The 22023-nt window shown below is 31.6% G+C and carries 17 protein-coding genes; 9 read left to right on the top strand and 8 right to left on the bottom strand.

Translation table 11 applies throughout. The features are described from left to right. The first annotated feature begins 12 nt into the window (after nucleotides 1–12). From HN894_01865 to HN894_01835, 7 genes are all read left to right on the top strand, one after another. Complete coding sequence (locus tag HN894_01865; protein ID MBT7142055.1) at nucleotides 13–891, top strand: radical SAM protein; 879 nt, start codon at nucleotides 13–15, stop codon at nucleotides 889–891. 62 nt (nucleotides 892–953) lie between these two features. Next, nucleotides 954–2249 carry a radical SAM protein gene (locus HN894_01860; GenBank protein ID MBT7142054.1) on the top strand — a complete coding sequence of 432 codons (1296 nt, stop codon included), beginning with the start codon at nucleotides 954–956 and terminating at the stop codon, nucleotides 2247–2249. 44 nt (nucleotides 2250–2293) lie between these two features. Further along, complete coding sequence (locus tag HN894_01855; protein MBT7142053.1) at nucleotides 2294–4540, top strand: HAMP domain-containing histidine kinase; 2247 nt, start codon at nucleotides 2294–2296, stop codon at nucleotides 4538–4540. A 256-nt stretch (nucleotides 4541–4796) separates the two neighbouring features. Further along, nucleotides 4797–7235 carry a tetratricopeptide repeat-containing sensor histidine kinase gene (locus tag HN894_01850; GenBank protein ID MBT7142052.1) on the top strand — a complete coding sequence of 813 codons (2439 nt, stop codon included), beginning with the start codon at nucleotides 4797–4799 and terminating at the stop codon, nucleotides 7233–7235. 33 nt (nucleotides 7236–7268) lie between these two features. Then, complete coding sequence (locus tag HN894_01845) at nucleotides 7269–8378, top strand: hybrid sensor histidine kinase/response regulator (protein ID MBT7142051.1); 1110 nt, start codon at nucleotides 7269–7271, stop codon at nucleotides 8376–8378. A 92-nt stretch (nucleotides 8379–8470) separates the two neighbouring features. Continuing rightward, complete coding sequence (locus HN894_01840; protein MBT7142050.1) at nucleotides 8471–9259, top strand: copper homeostasis protein CutC; 789 nt, start codon at nucleotides 8471–8473, stop codon at nucleotides 9257–9259. Next, nucleotides 9246–10076, top strand: coding sequence for an RNA polymerase subunit sigma (locus HN894_01835; protein ID MBT7142049.1), 831 nt, complete (start codon nucleotides 9246–9248; stop codon nucleotides 10074–10076). Before HN894_01840 ends, HN894_01835 begins: the two co-directional genes overlap by 14 nt. 50 nt (nucleotides 10077–10126) lie before the next feature. On the opposite strand, the gene HN894_01830 is transcribed toward HN894_01835, so the two are convergent. The 5 genes from HN894_01830 to asnS form a co-directional block, all read right to left on the bottom strand. Beyond that, nucleotides 10127–11530 carry a redoxin domain-containing protein gene (locus HN894_01830; GenBank protein ID MBT7142048.1) on the bottom strand — a complete coding sequence of 468 codons (1404 nt, stop codon included), beginning with the start codon at nucleotides 11528–11530 and terminating at the stop codon, nucleotides 10127–10129. A gap of 44 nt (nucleotides 11531–11574) precedes the next feature. Beyond that, a complete protein-coding gene (locus HN894_01825; GenBank protein MBT7142047.1) occupies nucleotides 11575–12387 on the bottom strand; it encodes a purine-nucleoside phosphorylase in 813 nt (270 codons plus the stop codon). After that, nucleotides 12332–13444 carry a tetraacyldisaccharide 4'-kinase gene (gene lpxK / locus HN894_01820; GenBank protein ID MBT7142046.1) on the bottom strand — a complete coding sequence of 371 codons (1113 nt, stop codon included), beginning with the start codon at nucleotides 13442–13444 and terminating at the stop codon, nucleotides 12332–12334. The genes HN894_01825 and lpxK overlap by 56 nt, the downstream gene beginning before the upstream one ends. 155 nt (nucleotides 13445–13599) lie before the next feature. Beyond that, complete coding sequence (locus HN894_01815) at nucleotides 13600–14838, bottom strand: T9SS type A sorting domain-containing protein (protein ID MBT7142045.1); 1239 nt, start codon at nucleotides 14836–14838, stop codon at nucleotides 13600–13602. A gap of 35 nt (nucleotides 14839–14873) precedes the next feature. Beyond that, nucleotides 14874–16316, bottom strand: coding sequence for an asparagine--tRNA ligase (gene asnS / locus HN894_01810; protein ID MBT7142044.1), 1443 nt, complete (start codon nucleotides 16314–16316; stop codon nucleotides 14874–14876). Nucleotides 16317–16470: 154 nt separating this feature from the next. Between asnS and HN894_01805 the strand changes: the two genes are divergently transcribed. Next, nucleotides 16471–17472 carry an HU-CCDC81 and SPOR domain-containing protein gene (locus HN894_01805; protein MBT7142043.1) on the top strand — a complete coding sequence of 334 codons (1002 nt, stop codon included), beginning with the start codon at nucleotides 16471–16473 and terminating at the stop codon, nucleotides 17470–17472. Between the two features lie 64 nt (nucleotides 17473–17536). Here HN894_01805 and HN894_01800 read toward each other — a convergent pair whose 3' ends face one another. The 3 genes from HN894_01800 to HN894_01790 form a co-directional block, all read right to left on the bottom strand. After that, nucleotides 17537–19156, bottom strand: a complete 1620-nt coding sequence (locus HN894_01800) for a phosphoethanolamine transferase (protein ID MBT7142042.1) — start codon at nucleotides 19154–19156, stop codon at nucleotides 17537–17539. A 4-nt stretch (nucleotides 19157–19160) separates the two neighbouring features. Then, nucleotides 19161–19901, bottom strand: coding sequence for a DUF2181 domain-containing protein (locus HN894_01795; protein ID MBT7142041.1), 741 nt, complete (start codon nucleotides 19899–19901; stop codon nucleotides 19161–19163). 123 nt (nucleotides 19902–20024) lie between these two features. After that, nucleotides 20025–20777 carry an NADPH-dependent oxidoreductase gene (locus HN894_01790; GenBank protein ID MBT7142040.1) on the bottom strand — a complete coding sequence of 251 codons (753 nt, stop codon included), beginning with the start codon at nucleotides 20775–20777 and terminating at the stop codon, nucleotides 20025–20027. Nucleotides 20778–20979: 202 nt separating this feature from the next. Here HN894_01790 and HN894_01785 point away from each other — a divergent pair, with 202 nt between their 5' ends. After that, nucleotides 20980–22011, top strand: coding sequence for an OmpA family protein (locus HN894_01785; GenBank protein ID MBT7142039.1), 1032 nt, complete (start codon nucleotides 20980–20982; stop codon nucleotides 22009–22011). Nucleotides 22012–22023 lie beyond the last annotated feature (12 nt).

The raw sequence follows: 22023 nt of genomic DNA, 5'->3' as shown, positions 1-22023 counted from the left end.
AAATCGGTGCTTATGAAACATATGATTTATGGAATAAGGTATTTAATTAATTATTGGTTTCTTGGAAAAACCAAACCACTTATCTGTGGACTTGTTCTTCACAATAAATGTAACTTAAGATGCCGACATTGCACAGTAGTTGACAGGCAGCAAGCAAGCATGAGTTTTATTGAAGCTGTAAATGTTATTGATTCATATTATTCTGAAGGCGGAAGATGTCTTTACTTAGAAGGCGGAGAACCATTTATTTGGAATGACAATGAAAATACAATGGAAGATATTGTAAAATATGCCAAGAAAAAAGGATTTTTTGCAGTTATCATATACACAAATGGCACTCGCACTTTAGAATCTGCCGCAGATACAATATTTGTTAGCGTTGATGGATTAAGTAATACGCATGATTCTCTGAGAGGAAAATCATTTGAGCGAATATTAAATAATATTGAACTGTCTCAACATTCATCCTTGTATATTAACTTCACGATAAATTCAGTGAATAAAACTGAGCTTTCTGACTTTTGTGAGTTTATTGACAAAGTCCCACAAATAAAAGGGACATTCTTCTATTTCCACACACCGTATTATGGACATGATGAGCTAAATATTGATGTTTCAACAAAAAAGGAAATCTTGCAACAGTTGTTGAAACTTAAAAAACAGTATAAAATTCTAAATTCAACAGCAGGACTAAAATCAGCTATCCGTAACGACTGGAAGAAAAATTTGACTCTTTGCAAAGTTTATGAGGACGGAAAGTATTATAACTGCTGTAGAGAAAGCCACAATACCAAGTTATGTGAAGAATGTGGCTATTTAAGTTATGCCGAGATCGATCAAACTCTGAAATTAAAACCGGGAGCAATACTAAATGCACTTAAATATTTCTAACTATTTAAATAATATGCTTTTAGATTTATATATTTTTAGAAAAATTAACCAACAAAATAACTATGCTTTCTGATCTTTTAAGAAAAAAAATAAGCAAATACTTTACCGGCAATGAACAAATATTATTTAGAAATAGTATTCCTGAGAATAGTGTTATTGAAGAAAATATTAAAAATATTGAAGAATTGGGAGTATATCTGCACATTCCATTTTGCGACCAGATTTGTCCGTATTGCCCTTATAATAAAGAAATTTTCAGTGAGGAAGCAAGTCGAAATTATACTAATGCACTGAAAAAAGAAATAGATTTTTATGCACCTCTATTATCAGATAAACCTATAACAAATATGTATATCGGTGGTGGCACGCCTACCACAATGCTTGGGAATGGTATTGAAGAAATAATCAATCACCTGTACAAACGTTTTAATATGCAATGCAGAGTTCATATGGAAAGTCATCCCAATCATTTGACAAAAGAAAATCTGAACGCCATAGAGGCACTGGGAGTAAAATATTTGAGCATTGGAGTTGAGGCACTTCAAGATCGACACCTCAAAGCAATTGAAAGGCCATACACAGTTTTAGAAGTAAAAAGGAATGTTGAAAGAGCAGCAGGTAGAAATTTTGAGTGTGTAAACATAGATTACATTTTCGATTTGCCCGGGCAAACTATAAAGGAGGTTGAGGAGGCTGGTAGAGAGATGGTAAAACTTGGAATTCAGCAAGTAGCAACTTATCCATTGTTCAGATTTCCCTACACACGATTGGGCAGAGAAGCTCAAAATAATGGAACAGCAATTGGCACCATGTTCCGAAGAAGAAAACTATTGAAAATTTTAGAGAATATTTTTTATGATTCAGGATTCGACCGATCGTCTGTCTGGGCTTTTACAAAAAGTGGAATAGATAAATATTGTTCGGTAACTGTTCCTTCTTATCTTGGACTGGGAGCCAGCGGGAGTTCATATTTAAAAGATACTTTTTACGTGAATACTTTTAATGTTTCTGAATATATTCAAGCCATTGAAAAAGGGAAATCTCCTATTGCACTTTCTGTAGATTTGCATGAAGAAATGCAGATGGCCGGATGGCTCTATTGGAGAATTTATGAAACAAAATTCGAAAAGAGCGATTTCAATTATAGATTCAATGCAAGTTTTGATGAAAAGTATGGAAGACAAATGAGAATGTTGAACCGAATAGGCTTTCTCAAAAATGGAGAAGATCAGATTACATTATCTGATAAAGGTACATATTGGATTCATGCATTTGAAGACTTTTTTTCAATTGATTATATTAATAAACTTTGGGGAACATCAAAATTCAATCCCTGGCCTGAAAAGGTAGTTTTGTAACTTAATTTGTGTGATTAAAAAAACTTATATTAATGAATAATCCAATGAAAATTAGAACCCTTTTTTTTCTCCTGCTTTTCATACACAATTTTATAGTTGCACAAAAGCAAAGCAAACTATTTGAAGAACTTAAGATATACAATGCTGACAGTTCTTCTGCAACAACAAAGCAAAATTCTGCTCTTAGAATTATTAAGTCATCGGAGTTTGGTATTGAAGAAAAACAAAAAATAATTATTTCTCATATCGAATATCTTCATAAAATCAAGAATGATAAACTTCTCGGTAAATTCTATGGAATTATCTTATACAAAAAAGTGGGACTTTCTATTACAGAAAGTTATAAACATCTAAAAAAAGGAATAGATTTTTCAAAAAAACATGACTTAAGTTATTCATTAGTAAAAGCAAATCAGGCTCTAAAGAATTTGCAATTTGATGTGGGCGACACAATAGGTTATATTGTTAGTCTTCTTGAAACAGAAAAAGCGTTGGATAATGTCGATTCGTCCTTTACTAAATTGAGATTACAATTTTATAAGAAATCTGGATATCAGCTTTATAACATAAATAAAATTGACAAATCTCTCGAAATATTACAAAAAGGCTTAGCTTATGATCAAAAAGATGGAAGAATAAATGTCCATGAATTTTTCATGTGGTTAGGGATTAATTATGCAAGTCTGAATAAAAAAGATTCATCCATCTATTATCAGAAAAAATTCATTGAATATTATAAAGGAATGGACAATAAAAGCAGATTGGCTGAAGGATATAGATATCTCTCATATGCCTATTCGAATGCAAAAGAGTACGATACTGCTCTTTATTATTTAGACAAAAGTTATAAATTGTTTATTGAAATTGGGAAACCAAAGAGAGCCGGGTTAATGCTGTCCTACCAAGCGAAAATATTAGAAAAAAAGGAAATGTATATTTCCGCCGCAAAACTTTATAATGAAATATTTGATAAATTTATAAATATCCTAAGTAATTATACTAAATTAGACATTTATCTACAAGCAAGTATTATATATTCCAAATTGGGCAATAAAAGCATGGCATTTGAAACATTAAAGAAATATATTCAAATACGAGATGAAGTGGAAAAAGCTGATAAATTAAAAGAATTGGAGCGTGCAATAAATGTTGGAGAACTAAACAGTATCAGACATAAATCTGAAGTAAACAGACGAATATTTATGATTGAACAGCAAGCAAAAGATCAGAAAGTAGCCTTAAATATAAAAATCCGTAATATCACAATTTTGTCTTCAATCATTGTATTTATAGCGATGGCACTGATAGTTTTGATGATCTACCGTAATCTGAGAAATACCCGAAAACAAAAAGATGAAATAGAAAAACAAAAGAGAAAAATATCTCAAAAAAATGAAGAACTAAATCAACTTGTGGAGGAAGTTACATCCCAAAAAGATGAAATTGAAAATCAAAACAAAAAAATACATACAAGCCTGCAAGAGCTTGAGAATACACAAGAACAATTAGTTGAGTCGAAAAAGATGGCTTCGCTTGGAAATTTAGTAGCAGGTGTTGCTCACGAAATAAATACACCTGTTGGGAATGGCATTTCTGCTTCATCATCATTAATTAATAAAGCACAAGATTTTTCGGAGCTTTACAAAAGTAAGAAAATGAAAAAGAGCGAATTGGAAGCTTTTATTAATTCAACTCTTAAAGCAGGGAATTTGATTTTTGCCAATTTGAAAAGAACAGGCAAATTAGTTCAGAATTTCAAACAAGTGTCAGTAAATCAGGCAGCAGAAGATATTCAGGAATTCAATTTGAAATCGTATATCAATAATGTGATTGCAAGCCTCGAACCAAAACTTCAGGAAAAGCCTGTTGATATAAAAATAAGCTGTCCTGAAAATATCATTGTAAATAGTTTTCAGGATGCCTTTGCACAGATCATTACAAATTTCATTACAAATTCACTAATCCATGGATTCAAAGAAAATGATTCCGGACAGATAGAAATCAGAGCAACAGAAAATAAAGGTTTATTGACAATTGAATATTTAGACAACGGTCAAGGAATTTCAGAAGATATCATATCAAAAGTTTTCGATCCATTTTTCACAACAAACAAACAACTTGGCAGTGGTTTGGGACTTCATATTGTTTATAATTTGCTGATACAAAAACTAAATGGCTCTGTTCATCTTGAAAGCAAATTAGAAAAAGGAGTTCATTTTACTATTCAGACTCCTTTAGTTTTAAGTCAAAAAAATGATCAAGCCTTAAAACTCAAACATTCAGAAAAGTGATATAAATTTCTAATCTGATGTGTTGCCTAAAATCCGCAAGGATTAATATTAGTGCAATAAATCAGAAAATTGTACATTCCTGTCACAACTCAATAAAGTGATTAAAAAATTAGTGAAATTCGCATAATTCGTGGATAAGGAGAATCCGCTTGCGGATTTATGGTGCTAAATCAGTTTTGGGGATATAATAATTGAAATAGCAATATTCTGCGAAAACTTTTAGTAAATTTGTTTAATTTAACTTAAATTTATGTTGATGAAAAAATTTATATTAATTCTTGTAATACTTTTTAGTGGTTTTATTTTAACAGAATTGAATGCACAAACAACAGAAATTGACAGTCTTGAAAACTTGTTGCAAAAACACACAACAAAAGACACCATTAGAGTAAACCTTCTAAATGAACTCGCTAATGAATATTTTCGTCAGGATGCTGAAAAAAAACTAAAGTGTGCAGAAGAAGCCAAAACACTTTCAGATCAACTGGATTATAAGAAAGGAGAGGCTTTGAGTTTAATATATTGTGGCAGCTATTATTATTATATGTCGGATTTCCCAACAGCAACAAAGTACGTTCAAAACTCTTTGGAAATCAGCAAAAAAGAGGGTTTTGATAAGGTGATTGGGAAAGGCTACAATTTTTTGGGACAGATGAGTTCTGAAAAGGGAAATTATAAAGAAGCATTAGATTGCTTTGATAAATCCTTGAAAAATTTTGAGAAAATTAACTACAAAAACGGAATTGCTTCTGCGTTTACAAATTTAGGTATTGTCTTTTGGCGACAAGGAAATTACCCGAATGCAGTCAAATATTATCAAAAAGCAATGAAAATATACGAGGATTTGAATGATAAAATTGAAATTGCAAAATGCGAGAATAATATTGGAATTATATTTACAAATCAGGGAGAATATGATAAAGCTTTAAATTATTTAAAAAGAGCCTTGAGTACAAATGAAGAAATTGACAACTTGGAAGAAGTCTCTAAATGCTTAATGAATATAGGTGCAGTTTATTTTCATATGGAAGATTTAACGCAAGCCCTTGAGTATTGGACCAGAACATTAAAGATATATAAAAAGCTAGGCAACAAACGTAACATTTCACAATGTTTAACAAATATTGGTGTGGTATATTTCAATCGGGAAGATTATTCTCTTTCTGCAGAATATTATGAAAAAGCATTAGAAATAAGTCAAGAAATCGATGACAAACCAAATCTTAGTTTAAGTTATCAGAATATAAGCGGTGTATATCTTAAAGCTGAAAATTATCATAAAGCATTAAAATATGCATATCTTGCACTCGATATTGCAAATGAAATTGGGGAGTTGAATAGAAAAATGGAAGTTCAAAATCTATTCTACGAAATATATTTAGCAAAAACTGATTATCGAAAGGCATTGGAAAGTCATGTATTGTTTAAACTTTATGCTGATAGCCTTATCAACGAAAATAATATTGCTGAAATTACAAGTCTCGAAAAACAATATGAATTTGATAAAGAAAAGCAAGCAATTGAGGCTGAGCAGAAAAAAAAGGATGCAATTCAGGCAGAAGAGGCAAGGCGAAAGCAAGCTATAAGAAACTATCTGATGGCTGCTATTGGCTTAATGGTTTTAGTAATTGTAGTAGTCATGCGTAGTTTTCTGCAAAAACGTAAAGCAAATCGCATTCTTGCCTCACAAAAAACAGAAATTGAGAATAAAAACAACGAGTTAATTACCAAGAATGAAGAAATACGCTCTCAGTCTGAACAATTAGAATACGCAAACGAAAAATTAAAAGAACTCGACGAATTCAAAGAAGAGATGACCGGAATGATTGTTCACGACCTAAAGAATCCTCTAAATTCAATAATAGGTTTGTCAGAAAATCCAATAGTAGAACAGTCTGGAAAGCAAATGCTAAATATGGTAACAAATATTCTAGATGTTCAGAAATATGAAAATGCCAAAATTCAACTAAAAAAATCGAATTGTTCATTAAATCTTATTTCAGAATCGGCATTGCAACAAATAAATTTACTCTACATTGAGAAAAACATAACAATCAAGAACTATCTTCAAAATTATAATGTTCTTATTGATAAAGAAATTGTTGAACGAGTATTTGTAAATATCCTTACAAATGCAATTAAATACACACCAAACAATGGAAATATAATACTTGAATCATTTAAAGAGTCTTCAGATTTGATTCAAATAAAAATTACTGATACCGGTGAAGGAATACCACCGGACAAATTAGATAAAGTATTTGGTAAGTTTGAACAAGTGTTATCGAGAAATTCCGGCTTAACTGCTTCTACTGGAATAGGGCTAACTTTTTGTAAACTTTTTGTAGAAGCACACGGCGGCGAAATCGGGCTTGAATCGGAAGTTGGAACAGGAACAACTATTTGGTTTACATTACCCTTAGGTAAGCAAGAAGATGTAGATATTAGCATTAAGAAAAGTCTTCCTGAAGAAAAAAATATTGAATTAACACAAAAAGATAAAAATATTTTAGTACCTTTCCAAATAGAATTTAGGAAATATGAAGTTTTTGAGTTTAGTGATATAGAAGAAATTTTGGAGCAAATTGATTTTAGTAAAACTATAGGGCTGACAAAATGGAAGGAAGAAATTGATAATGCTCTTTACGGTCTTAATCAAGAGAAGTATTTGAGTTTGATTAAAATGATTGATTAACTTTAGAAATATTATTTTTTTAACAATAAAAACATGAAACAATATACGATTCTTGTTGTTGATGACAAGCCGGACAACTTGAAAACTTTAGTTGATTACCTGAAAGAATCGGATATTGGATATACAATTTTAAAAGCCCCAAATGGAGATGTTGCATGTAAGCTCGCAATGAAGCGACTTCCGGATTTAATAATTACTGACTGGAAAATGCCAATAATGAATGGTATTGAAACTATAAAATATTTAAAGAGTCAGGAATCAACAAAAAACATCCCTGTTATTATGGCAACTGGAGTAATGACATCTCCTAAGAATTTAAAAACAGCATTAGAAGCAGGAGCAGTTGATTATATTCGAAAACCAATAGATAAAATTGAATTATCTGCACGGGTTAATTCCATGCTGAAACTATCAGATAGCTTTAAAGAAATCAAAGCATTAAATACTACCAAAGATAAATTCTTCTCAATAATTGCACACGATTTGAAAAGTCCATTCTCCACGATGCTAGGATTTTTAGAATTACTAATAAATGAATATGACCAATATGATGTTGCCGAAAGAAAAGATTTCATTTCTTACGTACATCAAGGCGTACAAAAAGTATATAAATTACTTGAAAACTTGTTGTTATGGTCTCATACACAAAGAGGGATTATCAAATTTAATCCAAAAAAAGAAAAGCTGAATTTGTTATCAATTGAAGCCGTTGAACTCTTAAATCAGTTAGCTATAAAAAAATCAATAAGCTTGATAAATAAAGTGTCGGAAGATATTTTTGTAAATGCAGATAAAAACATGTTGTCAACTATCCTGCGTAATTTAATTTCAAATGCTATTAAATATACGCACAAAGGAGGGGAAATAAGCATAAATGCAAAACCAATTTCAGATGAAAATAATCAAGCATATATAGAAATTTTTGTTGAGGATACTGGGATAGGGATTTCTTCTGAAAAAATATCGCAATTGTTTGAAATAGCAAAACATAATTCGACAAAAGGAACTGAAAATGAAATGGGTAGTGGACTTGGTTTAATGCTTTGCAAAGAATTTGTAAAAACACATGGGGGGGAAATTTGGACAGAAAGCGAAGAAGGAAAAGGTTCAAAGTTTTATTTTACAATACCAGCAGCAGTTTGAATCCAGAATTTCGCCAAATATAAAACATAAGATGTAAGATGAAATACATAACATCTTACTTATTATTAAAAAGCTTAGCACAATAGTTAATTATGCAAAAATATAGAAACTTAAATGAAAATGAAATTACAATAGAAGTTTGTGCAATATCGGTAGAGTCTGCAATTGTGGCTCAAGAGGCAGGAGCCAAACGTATTGAGTTTTGCGACAATATAATTGAAGGTGGTACAACTCCCAGTGCAGGCAGCATTGTGCTTGCAAGAAAAAATTTGGAAATTGACTTGTGCATTCTAATAAGACCAAGAGGTGGCGATTTTTTATATAATGAAATAGAATTTGAAACCATGAAAGAAGACATCCTGATGGCAAAAAAACTAAAAGCCGATGGTGTTGTCATAGGAGTCCTTAACAAAAATGGATTTGTTGATATGAAAAGGACTGATGAGCTAATAAAATTAGCCAAGCCTATGGAAGTTGTTTTTCATCGTGCATTCGATATGTGTGCCGAACCGTTTGAGGCTCTCGACCAACTGATTGAACTCAAAATTGATCGTTTGCTTACTTCCGGACAAAAACAGACAGCTCTTGAAGGTGCAGATTTAATTAAAAAGCTAATTTCAAAAGCAAATGACAAAATAGAAATTATGCCCGGTTCAGGAATAAAATTAAACAATTTCACTGAATTGATGGAGAAAACCAAAGCACAAAGTTTTCATCTCACAGGCAGCAAAAAAACTGAAAGCCAGATGTATTTTCGCAACAACAATGTACTTCTGAGCAGCACTGACAAAATTAAAGATTACGAAAAATTAATTACTGATATAGAAATTATAAAAAAAATTGTCTCAATAAGTAAATCTCAAAATTATGATTTCAAATAAATTAGAAGAGCAGTTAAAAACTGTATTTAATGGCAAAGGAAAAATTACTTTCCTAACCGGTGCCGGTGTTTCTGCCGAAAGTGGCATTCCCACTTTTCGTGGATCAGACGGATATTGGACGATTGGTTCGAAAAACTACAAGCCTCACGAAATTGCTACTTATAAAATGTTTCAAAAAAGTCCCTACGAAGTTTGGAAATGGTTTTTGTACATGCGATCAGTTTGCAATTCAGCAAAACCAAATGCCGGACATATGGCATTGGTAGAAATAGAAAAACTATTGGGAGACCGATTCACTATTATAACACAAAATGTTGATGGATTGCATCTAAGAGCCGGCAATAGTATTGAAGGAACATTTCAAGCACACGGAAATATTAATTATATGTTATGCGACAAAAACTGCAATTTATCAATTTATCCTATTCCTGAAAATTTCCCTCAAAAAAGTAGAGGAGATGACTTGAGTAAAGCAGAAGTGGAAATGTTGAGATGTCCTGATTGTGGAGGTATCACACGTCCATTTGCCTTGTTGTGGGACGAATACTATAACGAAGTATATTATCGTGTAGAAAGCTGTATGAAAACCGCTGCCGCAACCGAACTTTTGATTATTGCCGGAACCACTGGCTCTACGAATATTCCGAACACCGTTGCACAATTGGTTCTCAAAACTGGCGGGATAATTTTCGATATAAACATTGAAAAGAATATTTTTTCAGAAATGGCAATAAATAGCGGTAATGGATATTTTTTGCAATATCCAAGCGGTATGGTTTTACCCGAAATGGTTAAAATATTTAAAGAATGTGTTTGAAAATTAGCACTATTCAGAAAATCAAATACAAAATATTTTGACAAGCCAAACTAATCCCTTTTCTTAATCTCTTTAAACAATTGTATTTCAAAATTCTCGTGTGGTGGCAGGGCTGGCGACAACGCTAATTTTCCGTAAGGATCAACTAAAAAATACAAAGGATATACTTTAATTTTATAATCTTTTATAACAGTGGGCTGATTTCCGCAGTGCAAAAAAGTCCAGTCATAATCTTTTCCCTCCAAAAATTCGGTCATATCTTCGTGTGTTCCATTCGAAATTATTGTTACAATTTCGATAGTTTTGCCATGTTTTTTATACAAATTTGCGAGAAGTTGAAAATCTTTTTGGCAGGCATAATTTTCGGTATTTGCAAAATTTAAATAGATAAATTTCCCCGAAAAATTCGATAACTTCTTCTTTCTTTTATTTCTGTTATATAATTCAAATTCAGGAGCTTTAGTCCCTATTTTCAAGCAATTGACATTTTTCTTAATATTCTCTACAATTAGCTTATGATGAGCTACTTTTGTTGTTGCCCCAATAGAATCAATAATTAGCAAAAGAGTTTTCTGAGAATAGTTGCCCAAGTAAAAATTGTCGTAAATTCCCTTAAGAATAATCAATTCTTTGAGGGTATCATTTTTCAAATTAGGATTGTTTGAAAGTGTATGTTTCAGTCTGACAACACTTTTCGTAAGACTTATGTCGAGCGGAATTCTATTGCCATTTTTTGTGAGCGAATAAAAAGTCAGGTAGCGTGCAAAAATCTGATTAAACATATTCATATACTCTGTGTGGTGATACAAGACCGGATTTTCTGAAAAATATTTTTCAATGATAAATTCAGAATTCCGCTGGTTTGCCATATAGTATAGCGATGAATATTTATATAATTTATGACTATTTAAATATTTATTTTCAATATTTATAAATTGTGTATCAATGAGTTGAACAATTGAATCGATAATAGAATATTTTCTCTGTCGATAAATCGATGGAAAATTTTTATTTAGAACAGCGTTGAATGTAGAGTCAAATTCTGAAATAATATTATTTAATTCATTTTTTTTTGAAGATAAAATTTCCAAAGTAATTTCCATATCCTTAAAATATGGATTTAGTTTTTCGCTGGTAGATTTTTCAGAAAATTCGGGCAAAAAAATCTTATAATCTCTATTTGGTTCAACCAGCAAAAATGCTTTGTATCGCCCAATATACATAAATACAGATATAGCATTTTCAGTTGAAAATTCGAACAAATAGCTCCCATCTTCCTTTACTAAGGATTTTGCAAGCGCATTCTCGGAAAAAGTAATATGCTCTGAATAAGTCAATAAAACTAATTCTTGATTTGCATACGATAGTTCTGTTCCTGATATTTTTACATTCTGTGCAAAATCTATTTTTGCAAAAAGCACAAAAAGAATTGCGATGAAGAGTTTCAATTTCATGTCAATTTCAAATTAAAATTCAAAAATAATAAATCAAAATTTTGCTATAATTGGCTAACAATTTCTTTAATAATCTTAGTCATTTTGGGTTCGGCAATTTCTGCTACATTTTGTACGTCCTCGTGAGTAACTTCCACAATTTTGTTAGGAACACCCAAATCTGTAATTATTGAAATTGCAAAGCAAGGAATTCTCATATGATGTGCAACAATAACTTCAGGGACTGTGGACATACCAACAGCATCGGCGCCAATAATACGCAAATATTTATATTCTGCAGGTGTTTCAAAAGTTGGTCCTGTAACGCCTGCATAGACTCCGGTATGAACTGTAAATTTATTTTCTTTAGCAATTTCTACCCCTTTTGCAATTAATTCTGCAGAGTATGTTTCGCTCATATCTGGGAAACGTACCCCAAAATCGTCTTCATTTTTGCCTCGAAGCGGATTTTCGGGAAACAAATTAATTTGGTCATCAATTATCATAAGGTCTCCAATATGAAAATCTGGATTCACTCCACCGCTTGCATTCGACACAAACAAATATTCAATTCCGAGAAGTTTCATAACTTTTACCGGAAAAGTTATTTCTTTCATGTTGTAGCCTTCGTAATAATGAAAACGCCCTTGCATGGCAATAAGCTTTTTTCCCGAGAATTCTCCGAATATCAAACGGCTGTGGTGCCCCTTTACAGTTGAAACCGGAAAATTCGGAATATCTTTATAATCAATAATATGTTCAATTTTCATTTCTTCGACCAAACCGCCAAGTCCGGTTCCGAGAATCACTCCTATCTGAGGTTCACTTTTTATGATATTCTTTATGTAGGTTGCTGTTTCTTTTATTTTTTCTAACATAGTTAATTATTTGATTATTAAAGCTTTCTGTTTCTTTGTTTAGAAATTCTATTTGCATTGGGATATAATAAAATGGCAAATCGCTGAGGATTTTGCTATGCCTATTGTCTTGAAAACGCATTGCATCTTTTTCTGTAGTAACAATAATTTTTTTAGGATTGTTAATTTTATTAAAACTTGAATAAATTTTATTAGCGTCCTTTTTAGTAAAATTGTGATGATCCGGGTAAGTCAATGTAACTACATCATTGCTAACCGTTTGAATATGTTTGTCGAATTGTTGAGGATTTGCAATTCCCGAAATAGCCAAAATAGAATATTTATTTTCTACACATTCCAAGATTTTTAACTGAAATTTTTCTGAGTCAAAAACCGCCTGAAAATCTCCAAAAGCCATAGTCGTGAAAAACAGATTCTGATATGGAAATAGTTTTAAATTTTTCACCAAAATTCGCCTATCTATTGGTTTCAGGTCTCTCGGAGTTTTTGTAATTATTATAATGTTCGACCTCCTTTTTTCGTGCCTATTTTCGCGCAAGCGACCATATGGCAAAAAATGGTCGTGAAACATTGGTTGAGTATAATCGACCAAAAGTATTGACAAGCCCGGTTTAACATATCTGTGCTGATAGGCATCGTCTAACAAAATTGTGTTAAGTTCGGGGCTTCCTTTTTCTAATAATTGGTAAATTCCTTGTGTTCTATTTGCATTTACTGCAACGTCTAATTTTGGAAATTTTGTTTTTATTTGTTTAGGTTCATCACCTATTTCATAATATGTTGAGTCGGGGTGTGCAAGTACAAATCCTCTTGATTTTCGTTTGTAGCCCCGACTAAGTACTGCAATTTTGCATTCGTTTTTTAAAATAGAAATTAAATATTCAATATGCGGGGTTTTTCCTGTCCCGCCAACAGTGATATTTCCTACCGAAATTATAGGAATTGTAAATTCTTTAGATTTGAGAAAATTGTAATCGAATAGTCGATTTCTAATGTACACAACAAAACTATAAATCAATGACAGTGGATAAAAAAAAATTATTTGCACAAAATTCATTTTGTTGTTCATATTTAATATTTCAAAATTTTGCACAAAATACTAAAATATTTTTATAGCTCATTATCAATAGTCTATTTTTTGTTTAGTGTTTCTATTGAATAATTATTCGTTTTAGGAAATGCTTTGAATAAATTGCGGAGATTAGCAGATGGCTATATTTTCACAATTATTTTTGAATATAATCTATTGCTTTTTGTTTTAATTTTAGCAATATACTCACCTGTTTTTAAAACACTGACATCGATAATCAAATTTTGCAAAAATGCTTCTTTATAAAAAACGGTTTTCGCATTCGAATCAAAGATTTCTATTTCAACAATGATTTCATTTCCGCTTGAAATATTCAAAAAATCGACCGTAGGTTGCGGAAAAATTTGAATTTTAGAAAATGGGTTTTCAATACCTAAGTAGTAAATATTTATCGAATCAACAGAAAAACAATTAGAATCGTTTGTTACTGTAACATAATAAGTTCCGTGTTCCGAAATCAAAATAGACTGACTTGTTTCGTTCGTTGACCATAAATAGTCCATGTTGGAAACTCCAGTAGAGAGCAGAATATTATCTCCTTCCACAATAGTTGTATCGTTGCCCAAATCAATTTCGGGATTCGGAATATAATTTATTTCAACATTATCGAAAGCACTATTCAAGCAACTGTCTTCTACGTATAAAGAATAAATCCCTGATTGAGTAACTGTTAGGTTTGGCAAATTTCCATAGTCGCCCCAAACATATAAATCGAATTCTGATTCTACACTTAAAACTATTGTGTCGCCTTCGCACAAAGATTGATCATTGCCGAGTTCAATAACCGGCGGTACACTTGCAGAACAATCAATTTCTTTAATATAAATATTATCAATGAGAACTACCCATTGGTATGGATCAGAGTAGGCATACCATCCGAAATAGTAAACCGAATCTGCCGGCACTGTAAATCCTCTCGAAAGAGTTAAAAATTGCTCATTTTTTATTTCTCCTAAGTCCACAATTTCTGTTGTCATACTCATAGGATTTTGAAACAAACCAAAATAAACAGCTAATTTTTCGGGATAAAGCTCGTCTTCAATTCTATATTTAAAATTTAACCAATAATTTTTTCCGGCTTCAAGAGAAATTCCTTTCGAAATTATCCAGTCGTCGGCAATTTCGGTAAACGAAAAAAGATAACCGGCTGCGAATGAACCATCAACGCCGGCATTTCCATATATGCTCCATGTGAGATTATCTCCGTTCGAATCAAATATTTGCCAATCTGCAGATGTAACACTCCAATTTTCGAAATTTTCTGATAACAAACTGTCTTGAAAAATTTCTGAATATCTGAAACTATAGGCTGAATTGGTGAAAAAAGCAAGGAATAATATTATGGCAAAAAGTTTTTTCATTATGAAAATTAAATCTGTAGCAAATAGTTATATGGTTAAAACTCAGCATTTTTCGGTGTTCTTGGGAATGGAATTACATCTCTAATGTTACTCATTCCGGTAATAAATAGCATCAATCGTTCGAAACCTAAGCCAAACCCGGCATGTGGTACTGTCCCAAATTTTCTGGTTTCGAGATACCACCAAAGTTCTTTTTCAGGAATATCAAGTTCTTTCATTCTGTTCAAAAGTAAATCGTATCGCTCTTCTCTTTGCGATCCACCAACTATTTCGCCAATGCCCGGAAAAAGAATATCCATAGCTCTAACTGTCTTGTCATCATCGTTTTGTCGCATGTAAAATGCTTTTATTTCTTTAGGATAATCTACAAGTATCACTGGTTTTTTAAAATGTTTTTCTACGAGAAATCGTTCGTGTTCCGATTGAAGGTCTGCCCCCCAATTTTCTATTAGATATTGGAATTTTTTCTTTTTGTTAGGTTTAGAATTTCTTAAAATATTAAAAGCTTCAGTATATGTAATTCTCTCAAAATCAGATTTTAAAACAAATTCCAGTTTTTCTATAAGTCCCATCTCCGACCGGTCTTTCTGAGCTTTTCCCTTTTCTTCGTCAATCAATCGTTTGTTGAGGAATTGCAAATCGTCTGAACAATTTTCCAGAGCATATTCCACAAGATATTTGAGCATTTCTTCAGCAAGGTCCATATCATCGTTCAAATCGAAAAACGCTACCTCCGGTTCAATCATCCAAAATTCGGCAAGATGACGAGTTGTGTTAGAATTTTCGGCACGGAAAGTAGGACCGAAAGTATAAACTTTTGATAGTGCCAAAGCAGCCAATTCGGCTTCCAATTGTCCTGAAACTGTAAGATTGGTTTCTTTTCCAAAAAAATCTTGGGTATAATCTACTTCACCACTTTCGTTTAAAGGTGGTTTTTTGTTATCTAATGTAGAAATTCGAAACATTTCGCCGGCACCTTCGGCATCGGAACCGGTGATGATTGGAGTGTGAATATTGCAATATCCTTTGTCGTTGAAAAATTTATGAATTGCAAAAATCATGGCATGACGCACGCGAGTAATAGCAGAAAAAGTGCTTGTGCGGAAGCGTAAATGTGCATGTTCTCTAAGAAATTCTAAACTATGTTTTTTTGGTTGAATAGGATATTCGTCTGGATTTGCTACACCAAGAACTTCAATTTCGTGAGCATCAATTTCGTGCGATTGCCCACTCCCAAGCGATTTTATAAGTTTCCCATTTACTGAAATGGCTGCTCCTGTATTTATGTTGATTAAGTTTTCTTCATCAATTTTCTGCAAATCTACCACAACTTGAATATTATTGATTGTAGAACCATCATTCAGTGCAATAAATGCAACATTTTTGCCTGAGCGTTTGGTACGCACCCATGCTTTCACATTAATCAATTTTTCGGTATCAGTAGCTTTCAAAAGCTCGCAAATTTCTGTCCTTCTAATTTTTTCCATTTCAATAAATTTAAATAATCTGCAAAAATACAATTTTGGTAAATACTTTTTGGAGAATTAATCTTTTTCATTTTAATATTAATTTTGAAATACTCCGATTGAAATAATTATTTTTCATATTTTTGTAAAATAAAAATTGTTTATTTTGAAAATTGAAAAGTATATATACGAACTATTATTTCAGCACGATTGTGTGATATTGCCTGATTTTGGTGGGTTTATAACAAACTACAAGCCTGCAAAAATTGACAATGAACTTCACAAAAGTTATCCTCCAGCAAAAAAAGTAAGTTTTAATATTAATCTTCGGCAAAATGATGGCTTACTAATCAAGCATATTTCTGATTTTGAGAATATTGATTATAAAGAGACGAACGATATTGTTGCAAAATTTGTGAAGGAAATTAACGAAAAATTGCAAAATGCTGACAGAATAAATTTTGAAGGAATTGGGCAGTTTCAGTACGACAAGGAGAAAAACTTACAGTTTGAACCTGAACAATACACAAATTTCCTTTTAGATTCGTATGGATTGAGTACTTTCCATTTTCCTGCTTTGAAAGAGAAAAAGCAACATATTAGAATTAAGCCCAAGTTTGAAAACAAGTCACAGGTAAGTGCTATCATTAGAAATTCTATTTTTCGTAGAGCTACAATTGGAGTTTCAATTGCAGCAATTATGATTTTTGTTCCTTACAAAATGGGATTTTTTCAAAATAGCAATTTCAGTTTTGCTAATCTGAATCCATTTTCAGGACCGAAATCAGAATTATTAGAGCATAAAAGAATTTTCCTAACTGAAATTGAAAGTCGCAAAGCTATTGTTATTGCAAGCGATAGTTTTAACGAAAAAGAAATATTACTTTCTGAAAGAAATATTGAACAAAATTCGAAAGTAGAATTAGTTGATACTGATATTAATAATTCAAAACTTTATCATATTATTGGCGGCAGTTTTGTGAAAGAAAAAAATGCACAGAAATATTTCCACCAAATAATTGATGAAGGATTTCCTGCAAAAGTTCTTCCCAAAGAAAAAGGAAAATACCGGGTAGCAATATTTTCGTTTGAGAAAAAACTTGAAGCAACAAATAAGCTATCCGTTCTTAGGAAAGATAATTCAAGTTTGTGGTTGCTTAGGAGATAGATTTTTGATTTTTCATTGATTATTTATAATTTTTTATTGCCATCACAAATTGGGAAATATTCAATTAATCATCATCATAATCCTTCCCGTCTTCCAAGATTCTTTGGCGAGTGTCATTAAATCTTTTGTTGAAAATACTTCTTTTTTCTTCAAAGTAAGGTGTCTGAATTTCGATCAGATCAATTATTGAATGGAACAAATCGTCCGTTATAAATGGTTTGCGACTATTTGACCTGACAAAATTTACTTTTAGCGGATGGGATTTTATGTACTCCCGTGAAAGCCAGATGATAAAAGGAATATCTACATTAGCTTTTGGTAATTTTTTTGAATAGTCGTGTCCTATTTTATTTTGCTCATCGTAAACATTTTCGCCATGATCAGACAAATAAATTGCAGAGCTAATCGAATTTTCATGTAAGGAATCGTTTTCATCTAAAATATTTAGAATGCTGTCAACAATAAAGTCGTTGTAAAGAACTGAATTATCGTATTCTGCAATAATTTTTTCTTTCTTGTTACTTCCGTTAAAGACATCATAATGAGTAGGATACCTTTTTGAATATGAAGAGTGACTTCCCATTAAATGCAGAACTATAAATTTTTTAGCAACATTTTCGCTCAAAGCATTGGCAAATGGTTTAAAGAGCTTAGAATCGTATGAAGTCGTAAACATTGCTTCAAACGATGAATTGCTTGTAGTATTTACAAAACGGTAGTGATCAGCTTTTTTTGCAAAAACAGTTATAAGATTATCCCAAATTCCGATAGGCGATTGATTTGAAAGCCAATAGGTTTTGAAACCGGCAGAATAAAAAATATCAATTATATCGACACATTTTCCGAAATTTAATTTTCGCTCTAAATTTGATTCAGAAAGCATTGATAGAACAGAGTTTAAAGTATTTGAATAAGGTGAAACTACATTATCGTAAACAAACAAATCCTTACGCTTTTCGAGCTTTGGATTGGTTTTTCTCGAGTAATTATAAATAGACATATGATTTCTGCTACACGATTCGCCAATTATCAATACAAATGTCTGCTGGTTTTGTGGCAAAGTTGGAATTGCCTGAACCATTTTAGGTTCAATTTCTTGCATAGCTTCTTCATACAAATTTATTTTTTCGATAAATGAAAAAACAACTTTTGCAATATGTGGCATTCCTTTTCTAATTAATCGCTCATTAATTGCATTTTCGAGAATAAATATTGCAGAAAATAATAAAATAATTCCTATAAGGTAGGGCTTAAATTTAGATTTGGAGATTTTAGGTCTGCGTTTAAAAGTAAAAATGAAAAATATTGTATAAAAAACCAAAACAATCAGGCCAACCGTAGCTTTTAGATTTAGAAAATCTATTGCTTCTTGTAAATTAGTATTTGAGATTACTAAAAAACTTGTTATTGTAACAGGACCTTGTAAAATAATCCAATGAGAAATTTCAACAAGACCCAAAATAAAATATAGCAAGCAAACTATCTGATATACAATCCTTTTCTTAGATAAAATAAAAGCTACTGTAAAAATTGGAATCCAAATGATATTCGTAATAATATTCCTGCTGTCGAACAAACTAGCATCCACAATAAGCCCAACAATTAATGGGGCAAAAGCTAAAGCGACAATAAATGGATTGTAGATTTCCTTTAGAACAATCAGAAAACTATTAAATTTCTTCATTTTGTTACTTTAAAGGAATGAGTAAAATATCTACATTTTCGTCCATCGAAATTTCGAATAACAAAATCCTTGCGCTGATTTTATTTAATGAGCCATAATTGGTAAACCAAGTTAGTTTTTTCTTGTAGGGAAATCGTCTGTTTATTATCTCATAGTCTTTATAGTTGAATGAAATGTATGTGTTTTTAAAAGTGGAAATATTGGTATTAATAGTTTTCAAAACAGATTCAAGATTTTTATCGTCAAGCAAATTCAAATTTGTTGGCAAATAGTAAGAAGTTAAAAATCCTTTATCGTCAAAGAGTTTTAGAAATTTTGGACTGATAGATTCTATGATGATATTTTTTTTGTCTATTTCAAACACATTTGCAATTGAATCTAACTTATCTGCAGAAAGCTTTTTATTTTCATAATCCAAATTTTTAAAATCAATCCAATATTTACAATTCGAAACACTGTTTTTTTGTGAAAGAAAAAATTCAGTCAATGACAGATTTATAGAACTATCGGGCGGATGATTAACATCGAAAGAGTTTGTTTTTTTGTGAAAAACTACATCGAGTTCTATTCCTGCATATTTTTTGGAAGCTTCTTCGAGTTTTTCAATATTGTTAACCTTATGAGCCCAAATTTTATCAGGGAAAAAAAACAGCAAAGTTTTATTTGAAAGAAAAACCACAGAAATAATAAAAATTAGAACTACACTTATTGTGAAATATTTTAGGAAAATTTTCGTCTGCAACATTTCAATATTATTATATGATAACTTTCATAAATTCACGGATTTAATATTTGTACAAATCCGTGAATTTGAGGCATTATTTTTTGCAAATTTTCAATTTCTGACTTTTCTGGTTTAGCTCAATTTCTAAATTTCATTATTCATAAAATTTTGTTTTTCAATTATTTTCAGAAATGAGTTTGAAAAGAAAACATTGTCTTTTTTAGTATATCTTTTATCGGTAAAAATTTGAGCAAGATTTTCTGTTTTGTTTTCTTCAATCAAATCTAAAGTTTCTTTTAAAGCTTCTTTTTCGCTATAAATATTGTTGAGATTTTTCTCAGAATAGTCCTGATAAGTCTCTTCATGAATTATTCCGTTCAAAGGTAATCGATCGGTCAGTTCAGGATTTTCGTCGGGATAACCAAGCACCAAAGTAGTTACAGGCACAACTCCTTTTGGGAGGTTCAAAATGTCGATAATTTTTTCGGCCATATATGTTGTAGTTCCAAGATAACAAATTCCCAAGTCAAAATCTTCGGCAGCAATTGCGACATTTTGTGCAGCCAGCAAAGCATCTATCGAGGCTGTGTAGAACGACAGGAAATTGTCGTATCCGGGCTCTGCATTTCTTTGTTTGCACCATTTGTTAAATCTATTGAAATCGGCACAAAAAGTTAAAACTACCGGGGCTTGTTTCACCATATCTTGCTTGAAATGCGATTCCCAAAGTTTTTCTTTCAGCTCTTTTCCTTTCGTAACTACTATGCTGTAAACCTGCATGTTGCCAGTTGTTGAAGCTCTTGAACCTGCTTCAAGAATTTTTTCCAATATTTCCGGTTTTATTGGAGTATCCTTATATTTTCTTATTGTTCTATGTTTTAATATTGTCTCTAACATTTTTTATTATTTTAAAATTTCGATGCAAAAGTAATATTTTTTGGAAACAGAATTTTGGCTTGAATATTATAATCTCTTGCTGAAGATTAGTGTTATAGTACAAAAATTAATTGCCATAAATTTAATTTTTCACAAAGTCATACAATTTATACTTTTGCATTTTGTTTATTATTTTTATTGCAATAATTAATTTGAAGAAATTATGATTAAGATATTTAAGAGCTTATTGCTTGCACTGATTATTTCCGGAATTAGTATTTCATGTGTTCCGCTCAATCAATTTAAGGAGTTGGAAACCAAAAATAATAGTTGCAAAAGCGAAAACACCGATGTAAAAACCAGCAACGAAAAACTTATTGTAGATACTACAGAAATGGGTGCAGAAATTAGAGCATTGAGTGCAAAATTTCAAAAAATTGCATCGGACACTTCCAATTTGAGTGCCAATGTAAGAAAGTATAAAAGGCTATACGAAAATGCACTTTACACCAATAATGAGTTGATAGATAATCAAAGTAAACTGATTGAAGGAAATACCGAAGAGGTGAAAAAAATGTTGGCTCAACTGCAAGCCGCTCAAGAAGATTTGCAAAAGCGAGAAGACGAATTGCAAAAATTGGAACAAGCCATAAACGATAAAAAAGCAAATAATGAAAAACTTCAGGCAGACTTAGAGAAAAACAATAAAATTCTAAATGAAAAGAGTAAACGACTAATTGAGCTTGAAAATATGCTATCTGCCAAAGATTCTGCTGTGAATGCTTTGAGAGATAAAGTTGCCTCAGCTCTAAATCAATTTGAAAAAGATGGATTGACTATTCAAAAAAGAAATGGCAAAGTTTATGTTTCGCTCGAAGAAAAGTTACTTTTCAAATCGGGGCGCTGGAATGTTGATCCTAAAGGACAAAAAGCCATTGAACAACTTGCAGTAGTTTTAGAACAAAATCCGGATATTAATATTATGATTGAAGGACATACCGACGATGTTCGATTTAACGGCAAGGGCGATATTAAAGACAATTGGGATTTGAGTGTAAAACGAGCAACTTCTATTGTAAAAATTATTTTAGCCAAATCGAAAATAAGTCCGACAAGACTAACAGTTTCTGGCAAAGGCGAATTTATGCCTATTGATCCTGCCAAAACAGTAGAAGCCCGCAGAAAGAACAGAAGAACAGAAATTATCTTGACACCAAAACTTGATGAACTATTCAAATTACTAGAAAATAATTAATTTCGCGGTTTT

The organism is Bacteroidota bacterium, assembly GCA_018692315.1.
In the GTDB taxonomy this organism is placed as follows: Bacteria; Bacteroidota; Bacteroidia; order Bacteroidales; family JABHKC01; genus JABHKC01.
Note: the sequence above shows the minus strand (reverse complement) of the source record. Positions and strands in the feature narration are given on the sequence as shown.